This window comes from Winogradskyella luteola (assembly GCF_019203985.1).
In the GTDB taxonomy this organism is placed as follows: domain Bacteria; phylum Bacteroidota; class Bacteroidia; order Flavobacteriales; family Flavobacteriaceae; genus Winogradskyella; species Winogradskyella luteola.
The window spans coordinates 38,662-54,174 of the sequence record NZ_JAGSPD010000011.1 but is presented as its reverse complement, the minus strand read 5'-3'; the positions used below and the strand labels follow the sequence as shown (position 1 = coordinate 54,174).

The window sequence follows — 15,513 nt, the reverse complement described above, 5'->3', positions numbered from 1 at the left end:
CCCCAAAAAATGATAAAGAATGAAAACAATTATTAAAAGTATTTTGGTAGTAGCAGTGATGTTAGGAACATACACAGGCTACGCAAGTGAGACATTAAACGTATTACCTACAACTAAATTGGTAAATGCGGGAGACAATATATCTGTAACTAATGCCTCTGGTGAATTGATTTTCAGCGGTCGTATTAAGCACACAGGCTATATCACAAAATTTTTTGACTTTAGTCAATTAAAAGATGGTATTTACAAGGTTGAAATAGGTAAAGCTTTTGAAATCGAGACCTTAAACATTAAAGTAAAGAACAATGGAGTTGCACTTATAGCAGATTCTCAAGAAAAGATTTTTAAACCTGTTATTAGAACTGAAGATGGTCAACTTATCGTTTCTAAAATAGCTTTAGACTCTAATAAAATGGACGTAAAACTTTACTTTGAAGATGAATTAATTCATACTGAAACAGTTGAAGGTCGTGAAAATATCATAAACAGAGTTTACAGATTAGATAAAACTCATCGAGGTAATTATAGTGCGGTTATAAAAACCAATGACAGAGTGTACGTTAAAAACTTTAGTCTATAAGTTATTGTTTATGTAATTAGTTATTTTTTTAGATAAAGAGTGGGCTTTTCGTAGCCCACTTTTTATCTAAAATAATTTCATCTGTCCATCTTTATATTGCTCATGCAGTGTTGTGTTTAGCTTTGGCATTGCTTTGCCCTTAAAATATTTAAGTCTTGCCAACTTAACCAAGTCATTGATTTGTTTTGCTATTTGCCCTTCACCTCTCATTCTTACCCCAAATCGACTTTCATTTAAGGTGCCCCCATGGCAACTTCCAATCTGATGTAAAACCTTATCTGCTCTATCTGGCATCGTTTTTCTTATCCAATCTGTAAAAATTTCACCGATGGCTCCGTTAAGTCTAACAATAGTATGTGCAATACTTAAAGCCCCTGCTTCTGAAACGGTCTTGGCCATTGGCAAAATTTCATGACTATTAATTGAAGGAATTATCGGTGCCAACATTACATTAACAGGAATTCCTTTAGCACTTAGTTCTTCCACAACTTTTAATCTTCTTTTTATCGTAGCTGTCCTTGGTTCTAATATTCGTCTTGTATCTTCAGAAAGCGATGTTATTGAAACATTAACTGAAATTAAATTATCTTCTGCCAATGCCTTGAGTAAATCTAAATCTCTCAAAATCAAAGCATTTTTAGTGATAATTGCTGTCGGATGTTTATATTTTAAAAATACTTCAAGACACTTTCTGGTGAGCTGAAACTTTTGCTCCGCTGGTTGATAACAATCGGTATTACCAGACATAACAATTGGATGCGCTTTCCAACTTTTCTTTTTCAACAAAGTTTCTAAAAGTTGGGGAGCAGTTTTCTTGACTAAGATTCGTCTTTCAAAATCTAACCCAGCACCATAGCCCCAAAACTCATGACTATTGCGTGCATAACAGTAAATACAACCATGTTCACACCCTTGATACATATTCATGGAATATGCCATACCAACGTCTGGACTCGTTACTTTGTTGACTATGGTTTTAGGAAACACATTGAGGTATTGTGTCTTGTTTTTATCAGCAATCTCTCCCTCTTTTTCGCAAAACTCTAAAAAATCATCTCGCATTTCGTGCGATAATTCAAAAAAACGGTTGTGAATATTGCGTTGGGCGCCACGTCCCCTAATAATAGATTTAGAGCTCATAAATGGATAATTAAAAAGTGAAACTTAAAAAAGTAGGACACTAAAGTTACCTATTATTTACTCTCAAATATGTTAATAACAAATTGGGTTATCCACAAATTATGTAAGAATATATTAATCTCGAAAAGAATCTGATTAATCAGCCTTAAAAATGTTAATATTCAACAGTAATTCGTTAAAATACTTGTTTTCAGTAACTTGAAATATGTTGAAATTTGTATAAAAAAGAATCATGAAAAGGAAATATATTATATTAATACTTCTTAGCCCAATTTTACTTGTAACCTTTATAATGCTAAGCCCATTCTATTTATTGCATATGCTTGTAGACGAAAGGCCTACTAAATTAGATACTGTGTAAAGCTTATCTCCCAGGAAAATCAGCCTTACGCTTTTCTAAAAACGCAGAAGTACCTTCAGTAAAATCTTCTGTGCCAAAGCACTCACCGAATTGTTTAATTTCAACATTATAGCCATCCTTGCCATCCTTATAATTGGCATTAATGGCTTTTATAGCTTTACCAATGGCAACCGAAGAATTCTTCATAATCTTACCTGCTATTTTTTCGCAAAGTGGTAACAATTCCTCTTGCTCAACAACATGATTGACTAAACCATAGTTTAAAGCTTGGCTAGCATCAATCATACCAGCAGTCATAACCATTTCCATAGCTCTACCTTTACCAACTAGCTGTGGTAAACGTTGTGTACCCCCGTAACCCGGAATAACCCCTAAAGAGGTTTCTGGTAAGCCCATTCTGGCATTTGTACTTGCTACTCTAAAATGGCAAGACATTGCTAATTCCAATCCGCCACCCAAAGCAAATCCATTTACGGCGGCTATGACAGGCGTACTTAAATTTTCTACAAAATCAAATAATAATTCTTGACCTTGAGCTGCTAACTTTGTGCCTTCATTGACATCAAAATCTGCAAACTCACTAATATCGGCACCTGCGACAAAGGCCTTTTCTCCACTTCCGGTTAGGATAATGACTTTGGTATCCGTATCGTTATTAGCTTCATCAAAAGCGTCGTGCAATTCTTGGATGGTCTCTGTGTTTAAAGCATTTAACTTTTTTGGTCTGTTAATGGTGATGGTTGTGATTCCGTTTTGGTATTCTGAGAGAATATTGTTATAAGACATTGAGAATATGATTTTAAAAGCACTTCGGCTGCTTCTGTCTACAGACAAAGGCAAGCTCAGTAAGACATTATCGTTTTTGTTCCTTGGGAAAAGTCACTGTAAAAATAGTTCCCTTTCCTTGTTGAGAGACAAAGGTAATACTTCCGTTATAAGTTTCCACAATGTTTTTTACCATTGCTAACCCTAATCCCATTCCGCTGGTTTTAGTTGTGAATTTTGGTTCAAAAACTTTAGCGCTATTTTCTTCAGAAATACCAGAACCATTATCCTCTATCGTAACTTTTACATTCCTATCCTCACTAAAAACCTTAACATTGATCCTTGGATTTTTAGAATTTTCTGATATAGCTTGGATGCCATTTTTAACAAGGTTGGTAACAACCCTTATTAATTGCGTTCTATCAAATTTAGCTATGATTTCTTCCTCTTCAGCTTCAAAAGTTATATAATGTTCATTAAAAATATCTAAGGCCAACTTTACAATATGCACAACATCTAAAACTTCACTTTTTTGTGCCGGCATCTTTGCAAAGTTAGAAAATGCCGAAGCAATAGAACTCATCGTATCGATTTGCTGAATTAAGGTGTTACTATACTCGTCTACTTTTTGATGAATATTCTCATCCTCTGGATTAAATTTTCGCTGAAAACTCTGCACACTCAATCGCATTGGTGTAAGCGGGTTTTTAATCTCATGAGCCACTTGTTTTGCCATCTCTCTCCACGCTTGTTCGCGTTCGCTTGTAGCCAGTTTCACAGCACTCGCTTCGAGCTCGTCTATCATACTATTATACGAGTTAACAAGCGTTTCAATCTCTTCACTAGAGGATTCTATTTGTATTTTTTTGTTACGTTTTTCTAATCGTGTTTCATTCATTTTATCACTAATGGTTTTAAGTGATTTAGTAATGAATTTTGAGATAAAGTACGCAAATACAATGGCAGCCAAAATCATTGCTAAATAGGCGTAACCTAAACGCAGCAAAAACTCATTTAGCTCTTTGTTTAGAAAATCATCGTTTTCTAAATAAGGTAGATTAAGAATAGCTAAGTTTTTAAATTTCTTATCTGTTATATAGGAATAAGAGGACTGAAACGTTTGACCATTTTCCTCTTTTTTAATCACGTAACGATGCTCAGCGGTATTTGATAGTTGATTTAAAACCTCTGCTTCTAAACAGCTCTCGGTGGTATCACGCTGAATGGTACGTTTAGAACTTATTAATAGTTGACCCTCAAGATCGTAAAGATTAACTTGGAGGTTGTGAACAGCATCAATATCAAAAATCTCTTCTTTAAAAATAAGAGGGATATTTTCTGTGGTTACAGGATATGTCGTCTTTTCCCTAATAACCAGATTAATACTCTTTCGAATGGCTTTTTCTTTTCGCTCTAAGCGCTGTCTATGATAATCTCTGGCTTCTTCGTTGTACTGGTAAATGGTAACTGCAGCAATTAAAATTGAAGCCAATAATACCAAAAGTATCATGGCTACAAATATTCGAGCTCTTAAAGACAGTCGTTTAATTTTCATAGAATTGCCACACCTTAATCGTGGTATCTTTAACTTTGAATTGAGATTTTAAATATAACAATAATCACTCCAAAGACAGTGCTTGTAAATTCCAAATATTAAAACCAAAATTCTAGAGCTTATAAAATTTAGAATCTGAGAATTGGTGCTTTTCTACGCTTCAGGATTTTTGGAGCGTATATTTTTATAAAGCTTAAAGCCAAGCATAATTAAAATTCCCAAGACCACAATACCTATGACACCAAAAACCCAATTAATAGCATTCTTTAAAATGACCAGAAATACCACTGCAAACAGAATGAATGTGGCTCCTTCATTCCAGATACGCATAAAGTTTGATGTAACTTTTACTTCGTCTTTTTGAAGTTGTTTATAATACACATGCGTTCTGTAATGATATATAAAGAGTAGGACAACAAAGGTTAATTTTACGTGCATCCAGCCTTGTTCTAACCAAAAGGGCTGAAGCACCATAAGCCAAATTGCAAAAACTGTGGCTAGCACAGCAGAAGGCCAAGTGATAATAAACCACAAGCGTTTTGCCATAAGCTTTAACTGCTTTCCTAAAATTTCTTTTTCTGGTGATGGTTTATGAAAAGCTTCTATTTGATATACAAACAATCTCGGAATGTAAAATAGACCAGCAAACCATGTGATCACAAAAATAAGGTGTAGGGATTTTATGTAATTGTAGTATTCCATTTTATTCCTGCGAAAACAGGAATCTCATCCCGATTTCTTAATATAAGCTATAATTTTGAACAACAAAAGTAAGGTTTTCATTCATTTTACTTTAATAGAGGACGAATCAATCCTCAACAAACAAATAATTCAAATTCTTTAAATTAAATGCTGCATTGAAAGCTTTAACCTCATCATTCAAGATTGAATTAAATGCAGATAGTTGTTTTTCAATTTTAGCGGTTAGCTCATTCTTTACAACAATATCTTGCTCAGTTGGTGCAAAATCCCCCATACTTACCAAGGAATTTAAATGGCCTAATTTGTTGGTTAATTTAATTGGAAAGTTTAACGGATCTTGACCACTTCTATTTTTAGTTTGGTATAGTTCCTTTTCGATATTGGACAATTGTTCTTCCAAGACTTTTGCTTTTTCAACTAAATCTTTTACGTTCTCATCATCTTTATATTGCTTTTGAAAAGCACCTAATTGCGCATTAATATTTCTAATCTTCTTTATGGATTTATGCGCTTTATCCATTGTTTCATTCACATCCTTAATAAATTTAAATTGTTTTTGCATATCCGCTAACGTGCCTTCTGCTCTTGGATCTGTAAGAATTGTAAACGATTGCGACTGTTCTTCACCGTTAACATTTAGACTAACTTTATATTGTCCTGGTATTGCTTTTGGCCCTTGTAAACTCGCCCACCACAAAATCATACCTTCCAATCGCTCAGCACCATCGTAAGTCATATTCCAAACAAACTGATTAGCGCCTTTTTTAACTTCTAGTTTATTTTTTTTATCCTTGGTTGAAAAGGTTTTTATCGTATCTCCTTTTGTATTAAAATAAGTGAGTGCCACGCTGTCATTTTCCTTATAATCTTTCAAATTAAAGTAGGTTATAACGCCATTGTGGTGGTTTGTTCCTCTGGTCTTACTTCCTTTATTACTACTGCCACGCATTCTGTAGGTGTCTTTGGGTTTAAATAATACGTTTTTACTTAAATCCATGTCATATAATTGATGGATAACTGTTAAATCATCTATCATCCAAAGACTTCGTCCTTGTGTAGCTACAATTAAATTATTGTCTTTAATGGCTAAGTCCGTTATTGGAACAATCGGTAAATTTAGCTGAAATGGTTTCCAATCTTTTCCGTCATTAAAAGAAATATACATCCCTGTTTCTGTTCCCGCATATAATAATCCCTTTCGCTTTGGGTCTTCTCTTAAAACTCTTGTGAAGTGTTCTTCATTAATTCCATTGGTAATTTTTTTCCAAGTTTTACCGTAATCTGTCGTTTTATAGAGGTAAGGCGTAAAGTCTCCTGTTTTGTATTTTGTGCCAGCAACATAACAAGTTCCGGCATCAAATGCGCTTGGTTCAATACTATTAATCATCATCCATTCCGGCATACCTTTGGGCGTTACATTATTCCAAGTTTTTCCAGCATCTTGTGTCACATGGATTAAACCATCATCGCTTCCCACCCAAAGCAAACCTTCCTTTAGTGACGATTCTTGAGCAGCAAAAATGGTACAGTAATACTCTACAGAAGTATTATCTTGGGTAATTGGTCCGCCCGAAGATTTTAGCTTTTCAGGATCATTCCGTGTTAAATCCGGACTGATGATCTTCCAAGATTGCCCTTCATTTTCTGTAACGTGAACATGCTGTGAAAAAGTGTACAGGCGATTGGGGTTATGTTTTGAAAATATAATTGGAAAATTCCATTGAAAACGATATTTCATGCCTTCAGCACCGTGCCCCATTGGATTATCTGGCCATACATTTATAGCTCTTACAGTTCCTGTCTTATGGTTTACTCTGGTTAAAAAGCCGTCATAACTTCCTCCATAGACTATATCGTTGTCTTCTGGATCTATAGCAATGTGAGCAGATTCTCCTCCAGCGGTAGACTCCCAATCGTCTTCTCCAATAGACCAACCATCTGTACGGTGTGGTATTCTAATTGTAGAATTATCTTGCTGTGCTACATAAATACGATATGGAAATGCATTATCGGTGGTGACACGATAAAACTGCGATGTGGGCTGATTATGATAGGTACTCCAAGTTTCACCTCCATCATAGGTAACTTGTGCTCCGCCATCACCACCAATAATCATTCTATTTGGGTTTTCTGGTGCAATCCATAAATCGTGGTGGTCACCGTGTGGTGCATTGTGCGTGCTAAACGTCTTTCCGCCATCTGTACTCTTATGGTAGCGCACATTCAACACATAGACTTTATCAACGTCTTCTGTATCTGCATAAACACGTGTGTAATACCACGCACGTTGGCGTAATTTTCGTTCACTATTGACTTGAGCCCATGTTTCACCTCCGTCTTCACTTCGGTATAAACCACCTTTATCTTTATTTTCTACAATAGCCCAAACACGTTGATTATTTACAGGTGAAACAGTGACTCCAATAATTCCTAATATACCTTCAGGAAATCCTTTTTGAGTTGAAATTTCCGCCCAAGTTTCACCACTATCTGTACTCTTCCAAAGTGCTGAACCTTCACCTCCAGAACTTAAACTGTATGGGGTGCGTTGTACACGCCAAGTAGAGGCGTATAAAATCCTTGGATTGGTTGGATCCATAATTAAATCTACAACACCAGCATACTTATTAGAGAACAAGGTCTTTTTCCAAGTTTTCCCACCATCCGTACTTTTATACACTCCGCGTTCTTCTGTAGGCTTGTAAATATTACCCATCACACCAGCATAAACGATATTGTGATTGGTTGGATGAATTGCTATTCTTGGCACATGTCGTGAGTTTTTTAATCCCAATTCCAGCCAAGTTTTTCCAGCATCAACACTTTTCCAGATACCGTAACCAGAAGATACATTTCCTCTTACTGTTTTTTCTCCTCCGCCAACATAAATTACATTCGGGTCACTTTTAGAAACTGCAATAGAACCTATACTGCCACCAAAATAACCATCAGAGATATTCTCCCATTGGCGACCTCCATTTGTAGTTTTCCAAATGCCACCACCAGTAGATCCAAAATAGTATAAATTTGGCTGATTTGGTATACCTGTAACTGCTGCACTTCGTCCGCCTCTAAAAGGGCCGAGTAATCTATATTCTAGAGCGCCATAATCAGATTCTTGAAAGTTTTGCGCTTCAATATTAAATGTGAAGATTGACAGCAATATTACTACAGCAGATAGGAATTTCATAATGAATTAGTGGTTGATTATAGAATCCTAAAATTACGGATTAAAAATTATTCTGTCTCCTTAGGCAACAAATTTAACTTTACCTCGCGATGCAAAAAGAAAACGGTTACAAGCGTTGCCAATACATCAGAAATCGGAAATGCCATCCAAACTCCTAAAGCGCCATAATATTTTGGCAGAATTAAAATTAATGGAATAAAGAAAAAACCTTGCCTTGACAAAGTTAATAGTAAAGCTGGAATCGCTTTACCAATAGCTTGAAAGTATGCAGCACCGATTAACTGTATACCTATTATTGGAGTTGCAGCAAACACCCAACGCATGGCTGGTGGGGTTTCTTTAAGCACCTCGGCATCTTGTGTAAATAATCGTGTAATGGCATCTGGAAAAATCATTAAAAACACAAATATGATAGCTGCTAATAAAATACCATACTTAATGGCCGTCATAATGGTTTCCCGAACTCTTTTATATTTTTCTGCTCCGTAATTAAAGCCTGCAATTGGTAAAAAGCCTTGTGTAATACCATAAACAGGAAACAACGCAAACATGAGCATTCGCACTACAATAGCATAAGCCGTAACAGAAGTTTCACCTCCCAAATCGAACAAAATATTGTTCATAAGTAAATACGTCACACTAACAATAGCTTGCCTGGCCAAGGTTACAAAACCCAATGAACCTATTTCTTTTACAATAGGCAAATCCAATCCAAAGTGTTTAATATTTATTTTTAATTCTGAATTCTTAGACAAAAAGAACCAAAGAATAAATAAAAAACATAAGATATAAGATCCTGTTGTTGCCCAAGCTGCTCCTGCCATTCCGAAGTCAAAAACTTTTATAAACAGCACATCCAAAACTAAGTTTCCAACGGAAGGAAACATCATAGCATACATGGCGAATTTGGGCTTACCTTCTGCTCGTATAACGGTGTTTCCCATCATACAAAGAGCTAAAATCGGCACTCCATACAATACGATTCTATAATATATCTTAGCGGGTTCAAAAATATCTCCCTTACCACCAAAGGCAGGAATAAGATCATTTATAAACCACAACCCAAAAACGACAAATATTACGGTAATAAAAGCGGTTAATGTAATCTGATTGCCAAACGTCTTACAGGCTTTCAATTGGTTGTTTGCACCTAATGCTCTCGAAATAATTGATGAGCCACCAACACCAATGGCCATACCCAATGCGGCAATAAAAAATGACACTGGTAATACAACATTGATGGCTGCTATAGCCGTTGGCCCTATCCAATTTCCAACAAAAATGGTATCAACCAAAATATTTAGTGACATCACCAAAATACCAATTGACGCAGGAACTGCTTGGCGGATCAATAATTTTCCTATGGATTCTTGTCCTAAATCTTGTGTTGATACCTTAGCCATTAAACGGTTAAGGGTTTTTTAGTAGTTGCCCATTCCTCTACCATATTTGCAAGGACTTGAGCAAAATCTTCACGATCGTTTAGGCAAGGAATGACCGTAAATTCTTCCCCACCTACTTCGTGAAAGATTTCCTCCCCCTCCATGGCAATTTCTTCTAGTGTTTCTAAACAATCGCTAACAAACGCTGGTGTAACAATGGCCATTTTCTTAGTGCCTGCTTTCCCCATGCGTTCAATAGTTCGGTCTGTATAAGGTTTTAACCATGGATCGAAACCAAGTCTAGATTGAAATGTAGTAGAGTATGTCCCATTTTTTAAGCCTAACTTTTTCGCCACATTCACAGTCGTAATTTCGCATTGATGACGATAGCAAAATTCATGCTGTGGACTCCCTTTTTTAAAGCAACATTTACCATTCATCTTACAATTACCATTGGTAATATCACTTTTACGGATGTGCCTTTCGGGAACACCATGGTAACTAAAAAGGATATGTTCGTAATCCAAACCATCGAGTTTTTCAGCTATACTTTTTGAAAGTACGTTAATATAATCTTCACGATGGTAAAATGCTGGGGTTCTTGTGATTTTTAACTGAGGGAAATATTCAGCGACCAGTTCATCTACCTTTACATCAATTGTTTCGGTTGTCGCCATGGCAAATTGTGGATAAAGCGGAATGGTCTTTATTTCGGTACAACCTTTATCTACCAATTCCTGTAGCCCATTTTTAATGGCCATACTACCATAGCGCATGGCTAAAGCCACAGGGTAGTCTACCAGTTCTTGAACTTTCTCCTGTAGCCTTTCTGAAAGTACAATTAAAGGCGAACCTTCATCCCACCATATCTTTTTGTAGGCCTTTGCAGAGGCCTTAGGTCTGGTGTTTAGAATAATTCCTTTTACTAAAAGATTCCGAGCCCAAAGAGGGACATCAATGACTCTTTCGTCCATTAAAAATTCACCTAAATACCTTTTAACATCTTTTGGATTTGGACTATCTGGTGAGCCTAAATTTACTAGCAGTATTCCTCTTTTCATGCTTTATTTTTAACCTATTAAATTATTGCAATCGTCTGTCGTTTTAGAATGTAGTTAAATCTACCAATGTATGCGATTGCAGGTCAAATACCCATAATGGGTTTTCATAAGCAAAAATACAACTCTATTTACAATATCATTAATTAGCTACAATAGGAATTATTAATACTGTTATCATGAAATATTTTAACTTTTCGACGTTAATATTTAAGATAAAACATCTAAAATATTAGTTTTTAAACGAGTTTTAAGGATTGACTATGGCTGTTTCAGGGAATTAAATATCTTTACGAGTCCCGATGTTTAATTAAAAGACATTCCATTTTCACGGAACATATAATGAGAAAAATTCTTACGGCCTTTATATTCACAATTTCAATAATAGGTTTTTCCCAACAAAAGTACCAAAGCTTGCTTTGGGAAATCACTGGGAATGGTCTTGAAAAACCATCGTATCTCTACGGAACCATGCATGTAAGCAAAAAGGTGGCTTTTCGCTTAGATGATGTATTCTATAAAGCTTTAAACGAAAGTGACTGTGTTGCTCTAGAATCTGACCCTGTAACATGGCCAGGTTTTAACTATGATATGATGTTAAATGAAATGGGTCGTTATAATAATTACAGAAACGACTTTTACACCAATCTCTTTAAACTAACGCATCCTGAGGAAATGGCCGTAAGAGCATCTGTTAGAATGGATAACGGAGCTGTTAATGCGTACTTGTACAGAAAAAATAATGCTGCAGATAATTTTGAAGAGGAAACCTACTTGGATATGTTTATTTATCAAGCTGGAAAGAAAAACGGTAAGGATATTTATGGATTAGAAGATTTGGCAGAGTCGCGCTATTTAACCACAAAAGCAGCCTATAACGCCAACAAGAAAGATTTAGATCCTTGGATTCAGAAACTGTATGCCAAGGAAAACCCATATCTCATTCAAGAAAATTTATACCGCGATAGAAACTTAGATCTTTTGGATTCTATTGGTGCTGGAGTTAATACTGAGTTTTACAGAGAGAACATGCTCTTTATTCGTAATGAAAACATGGTTAATTCCTTAGTTGAACTTATGCCAAAAAAGTCTGTATTTGCTGGTGTTGGCGCAGCACATTTACCAGGAAATCAAGGCATGATTAATATGCTAAGGGATAGAGGTTATACTGTAAAGGCTTTAACTTCTAAACAAACTGATTTCAGCAAAAACGAAAAAACAAAACTCGATAGTCTTTTTGTAGCGCCAACACTAAAAATGCACAATACACCTGATGGTTTTTTAGGCCTGAACACTTATGATGAACTCAGAGAGTTTTCCTATGGCGGACAGAAATACTATCTAGATCCAGATATGACCAATGGGGCATATTTAACGGTTAATAGAATTAGTCGTTTTACCTATTTACCTAACGAAAAAGAGCATATTACTTTAAAGGAAATCGATGATTTACTCTATGAGGATATCCCGGGCGATATTATAAGAAAAGAAAAATTGACCAACCCATATCCAGGACTTAGCATTGTTAACAAAACAAAAAAAGGGGAATTTCAGAAGTATCATATTTATCAAACACCTTTGGAAATCATTATTATAAAATTTGCTGGTCGCAGTGATTTTGTGTTACAGCACGAAGAAAAAATTTTCAACTCTATAACACTGAAGAAACCTTCGGATGACAATACCTTATTTGTGTCTCCAAACAAAAAATTTCAGGTTAATTTCCCTGAATATTATGTTACCAGCAATATGTACAATAGTGGTAAAAAACTAATAGAAGGTTATAAAAATGATGCCTATTATTTTGTGCAAGAGGCTGTGCTTCATGATTTAAATTATATAGAAGAAGACAGTTTTGAAGCTAAATATTTTCACCATGCACTTTACAAAACCTATAAGCTTAAAGAAGAAAAAGGAGGTTTTAAGGCTGGCACATATAAAAACTATGAATCCTATGCAGTTTTAGATTCAATCTCGGGCAAAAATCTTCATTTAAAAACTATAGTTAAGGACGGAAGCTATTATCTGTTAGGTTATGTTGGCACGAATAAAACAGACAAAACGAATTTCTTTAAATCCTTTAAATTTAACACAACCGATTATACTGGTTTTAAAAAAGTTGTAGATACTTCATTACATTTTTCAGTACAGACCAATGCCAAAGCTCCAATACCAAACCCCTATGGTTATGGCAGTTACAATAATAAGGATGCTAAAGATTACGAAGAAAAGACAAAATCCACAACTTATGCTACAAAATCCAATGAGCAGATAGAGGTTTCTAGAGTGAAATTTCATGACTTGCAGATGTATCATAATGTGGACAGTTTATGGAAAGATATTGAGCGTAAAGTAAATTACGGCTCACGCTATTACACTCCAGAAAATAAATTTCATATCTCTAACCGCACAAAATCTAAAACTGATGACACCTACTATTACAGTTTTACCTATACAGATTCAGCGAGTGCAAAGCAGGTAATGGTAAAGAATATCTTAAGAGAAGGTGTGCTTTTCGAATTGAAGACTTTAATTGATTCCATAAGTGGTCCATCAAAATTTGTAACCGAATTCTACGATACCTTTACACCTATAGACACTTTAATGGGTAAAAGTGTGTTAAAAGATAAAACCAGACAGTTCTTTAAAGCTTTAAAAGAAAACGATAGTATTATTTTAGAGGCTTATAACCTCATTAAATTCAAAACGTATAACAGTAAGGATATTGTTTCGGTTTTAAAGGATTTTGAGTTTAAAAAAGAACGTTTAAACATTAAGTCGCACCTTGTTGAAAAGCTTATTGAAATTGACCTAAAGAACAATTTAGCATTTATTAAGCAGTTGTATTTTGATAGTTATTCCGATCCACAAACGCAGACTTCGATCTTAGAAGGTTTGTTTGATTCCAATAAAAAAGAGAACTATGATTTGGCTTTGGACCTAATGGAACGCGATTTACCCTTAGCATCTGTTGGTAGTATTTTTTATAATTATTACACTAAAGATTCTTTGGAGTTAAAAGCTGCACTATATCCCAAAATCCTTCAGTACAGTACTATTAACGAGTACAAACAACCACTTTACGACTTACTGGCAAAGGTAAAAGATAGCGGATATATAAAAACCAAAACCTACAATAGGTACAAAAACCAATTGATAAACGATGGTAAAATTGAAGTAAAGCGTAGCTTGAGCAACGATACTTACAAATACAGAACTTATTCCGATGATTTATCGACTTATGTAAACCTCATTTTTCCCTATAGAAAAGAGCGCAGTGCTAAAGATTTCTTTGAGAAAATGTTGAATGTGGAAGACAAATCGGCATTGGTAAAGTACTATATTCTGTTAACTAAAAATAAGGAAGCTATTCCGAGTTCACTTAAGGAAAAACTGATTGAAGACGAAGACAACCAATACTATCTTCTTGAAGCCTTAGAGGATGCCAAACTATTAAAAACCATAAAATCGCTTAATATCAGCCAACAACGGTATGCCAAATCTAAACTGTTATCCCAAGCCAATTACGAAAAAGAAAAAGACTCCGTTACCTTTTTAATGAAGCGAAATTTTAAAACGGACAAAGGTAAAGATGCCGTAATGTATTTCTTTAAAATTGACAAGAATGATGACTATTCTGGCAAATCTGAAATATTGCATTACATCTCATTTATAAAACCAAAAGACCCAAAACAATTGGTTGTAGATTTTTATGATATATCTGAAAACTATGGCACTACAATAGATGAAACCAAAACCTTAGAAGAGCAATACATAGAAATTATTAACCTAGCCATTTACAAGGATCGTAAACGTGTAACTCCAAGCTCTAGAGGTGGTTATAATGGGTATTATGATTATTAGATTATGATGATGCTTGAGTATACTTCTTTGGCGTAGTCCCAAACTTCTTTTTAAAAGCTGCAATAAAATGGCTAGACGTGCTGTAACCGACTTTTAGCCCAACTTCATTGACGTTGTAGTCGCCAGATTCTAAAAGCTTGCGTGCCACTTCCATTTTATAGTCAAACAAAAAGCCATAAACCGTATCACCATAGATTTGTTTAAAACCTTCTTTAAGCTTTTTAAGGCTCAATCCTATAGATTCAGACAATTCCTGTAAAGTTGGTGGTTCGGCCATATTGGCAATAATAATGTCTTTTGCCTTTTTAAGTTTTGCCACATTTACCTCATCTACTAAAAATGGGCACTGCTCTATATCTGCATCTTCACTACGGTTAAAGTACAAGCTCAATAGTTCATATACCTTAGCCTTAAAATATAAAGACTTAATTGAGCTGTTGAGATTAAAGCTTATTAACTGATTTAAAACCACAGCCATTGATGGGTTTATTTTACCATCTGTATAATATTTTTTGTTCTTATTGTCTTCAGACAAGAAAGTAACGTAATTGGCATCTTGCGAAAACAAACCATGAAATTTCTCAATCGAAATAACAAAAGATACCAACCAAGAATTAGGCTGTAGTTCTAAATGAATGGGTAAATCTCGTTGTGGATTATAAAGTAATAAAGAGGTATCTTCAGTAATATTTAGTGTATAACTTCCTTTATTAAACACAAAAGCTGCTGAACCCTTGGTACAAAAGTGAAACTGAATAAAAGTGCTATCAATCTCACGTTCAAGAATTTGAACAGCATGCGCTTCATTTTTAGATGTTAATACAAAAAAACCATTCTCAATGAAAGTTTCATTAAAAGTACCTCTAGCGACACTTTTTGAAGTAGAATTTTCTAAATTCATTTTATTCTTATTTAG

Annotated in this window: 10 protein-coding genes; 2 read left to right on the top strand and 8 right to left on the bottom strand. The window is 35.0% G+C overall.

Annotated elements, in window-relative coordinates; all coding sequences use genetic code 11:
• The first annotated feature begins 19 nt into the window (after positions 1 to 19).
• Positions 20 to 580, top strand: a complete 561-nt coding sequence (locus tag KCG49_RS13060; protein ID WP_218547110.1) for a T9SS type A sorting domain-containing protein — start codon at positions 20 to 22, stop codon at positions 578 to 580.
• A 66-nt stretch (positions 581 to 646) separates the two neighbouring features.
• Here KCG49_RS13060 and KCG49_RS13055 read toward each other — a convergent pair whose 3' ends face one another.
• The 7 genes from KCG49_RS13055 to hemH all read right to left on the bottom strand — a co-directional run bounded on the left by KCG49_RS13055 (position 647) and on the right by hemH (position 10,736).
• The gene (locus tag KCG49_RS13055) at positions 647 to 1,720 is read right to left on the bottom strand and encodes a PA0069 family radical SAM protein (protein ID WP_218547108.1); all 1,074 of its coding nucleotides are present in this window, start codon (positions 1,718 to 1,720) and stop codon (positions 647 to 649) included.
• 364 nt (positions 1,721 to 2,084) lie between these two features.
• A complete protein-coding gene (locus KCG49_RS13050) occupies positions 2,085 to 2,867 on the bottom strand; it encodes an enoyl-CoA hydratase/isomerase family protein (protein ID WP_218547106.1) in 783 nt (260 codons plus the stop codon).
• Positions 2,868 to 2,934: 67 nt separating this feature from the next.
• Positions 2,935 to 4,401 carry a sensor histidine kinase gene (locus KCG49_RS13045; RefSeq protein ID WP_218547104.1) on the bottom strand — a complete coding sequence of 489 codons (1,467 nt, stop codon included), beginning with the start codon at positions 4,399 to 4,401 and terminating at the stop codon, positions 2,935 to 2,937.
• Between the two features lie 153 nt (positions 4,402 to 4,554).
• The gene (locus KCG49_RS13040; RefSeq protein WP_218547102.1) at positions 4,555 to 5,103 is read right to left on the bottom strand and encodes a CopD family protein; all 549 of its coding nucleotides are present in this window, start codon (positions 5,101 to 5,103) and stop codon (positions 4,555 to 4,557) included.
• A 106-nt stretch (positions 5,104 to 5,209) separates the two neighbouring features.
• On the bottom strand, positions 5,210 to 8,293 hold the full coding sequence (locus tag KCG49_RS13035) for a VPS10 domain-containing protein (RefSeq protein ID WP_218547100.1): 3,084 nt from the start codon (positions 8,291 to 8,293) through the stop codon (positions 5,210 to 5,212).
• A gap of 47 nt (positions 8,294 to 8,340) precedes the next feature.
• Complete coding sequence (locus KCG49_RS13030) at positions 8,341 to 9,696, bottom strand: MATE family efflux transporter (protein ID WP_218547098.1); 1,356 nt, start codon at positions 9,694 to 9,696, stop codon at positions 8,341 to 8,343.
• Positions 9,696 to 10,736, bottom strand: a complete 1,041-nt coding sequence (gene hemH, locus KCG49_RS13025; RefSeq protein WP_218547096.1) for a ferrochelatase — start codon at positions 10,734 to 10,736, stop codon at positions 9,696 to 9,698. The genes KCG49_RS13030 and hemH overlap by 1 nt, the downstream gene beginning before the upstream one ends.
• Before the next feature lie 339 nt (positions 10,737 to 11,075).
• Between hemH and KCG49_RS13020 the strand changes: the two genes are divergently transcribed.
• Entirely contained in the window at positions 11,076 to 14,597 is a 3,522-nt protein-coding gene (locus KCG49_RS13020) for a TraB/GumN family protein (RefSeq protein ID WP_218547095.1), read from the top strand.
• A 1-nt stretch (position 14,598) separates the two neighbouring features.
• Here KCG49_RS13020 and KCG49_RS13015 read toward each other — a convergent pair whose 3' ends face one another.
• Entirely contained in the window at positions 14,599 to 15,498 is a 900-nt protein-coding gene (locus tag KCG49_RS13015) for an AraC family transcriptional regulator (RefSeq protein WP_218547093.1), read from the bottom strand.
• Positions 15,499 to 15,513 lie beyond the last annotated feature (15 nt).

Bases quoted from the DNA above. Each gene is read 5' to 3' on its own strand.
- KCG49_RS13060 (WP_218547110.1), top strand. From the start codon at position 20: ATGAAAACAATTATTAAAAGTATTTTGGTAGTAGCAGTGATGTTAGGA.
- KCG49_RS13055 (WP_218547108.1), bottom strand. From the start codon at position 1,720: ATGAGCTCTAAATCTATTATTAGGGGACGTGGCGCCCAACGCAATATT.
- KCG49_RS13050 (WP_218547106.1), bottom strand. From the start codon at position 2,867: ATGTCTTATAACAATATTCTCTCAGAATACCAAAACGGAATCACAACC.
- KCG49_RS13045 (WP_218547104.1), bottom strand. From the start codon at position 4,401: ATGAAAATTAAACGACTGTCTTTAAGAGCTCGAATATTTGTAGCCATG.
- KCG49_RS13040 (WP_218547102.1), bottom strand. From the start codon at position 5,103: ATGGAATACTACAATTACATAAAATCCCTACACCTTATTTTTGTGATC.
- KCG49_RS13035 (WP_218547100.1), bottom strand. From the start codon at position 8,293: ATGAAATTCCTATCTGCTGTAGTAATATTGCTGTCAATCTTCACATTT.
- KCG49_RS13030 (WP_218547098.1), bottom strand. From the start codon at position 9,696: ATGGCTAAGGTATCAACACAAGATTTAGGACAAGAATCCATAGGAAAA.
- hemH (WP_218547096.1), bottom strand. From the start codon at position 10,736: ATGAAAAGAGGAATACTGCTAGTAAATTTAGGCTCACCAGATAGTCCA.
- KCG49_RS13020 (WP_218547095.1), top strand. From the start codon at position 11,076: ATGAGAAAAATTCTTACGGCCTTTATATTCACAATTTCAATAATAGGT.
- KCG49_RS13015 (WP_218547093.1), bottom strand. From the start codon at position 15,498: ATGAATTTAGAAAATTCTACTTCAAAAAGTGTCGCTAGAGGTACTTTT.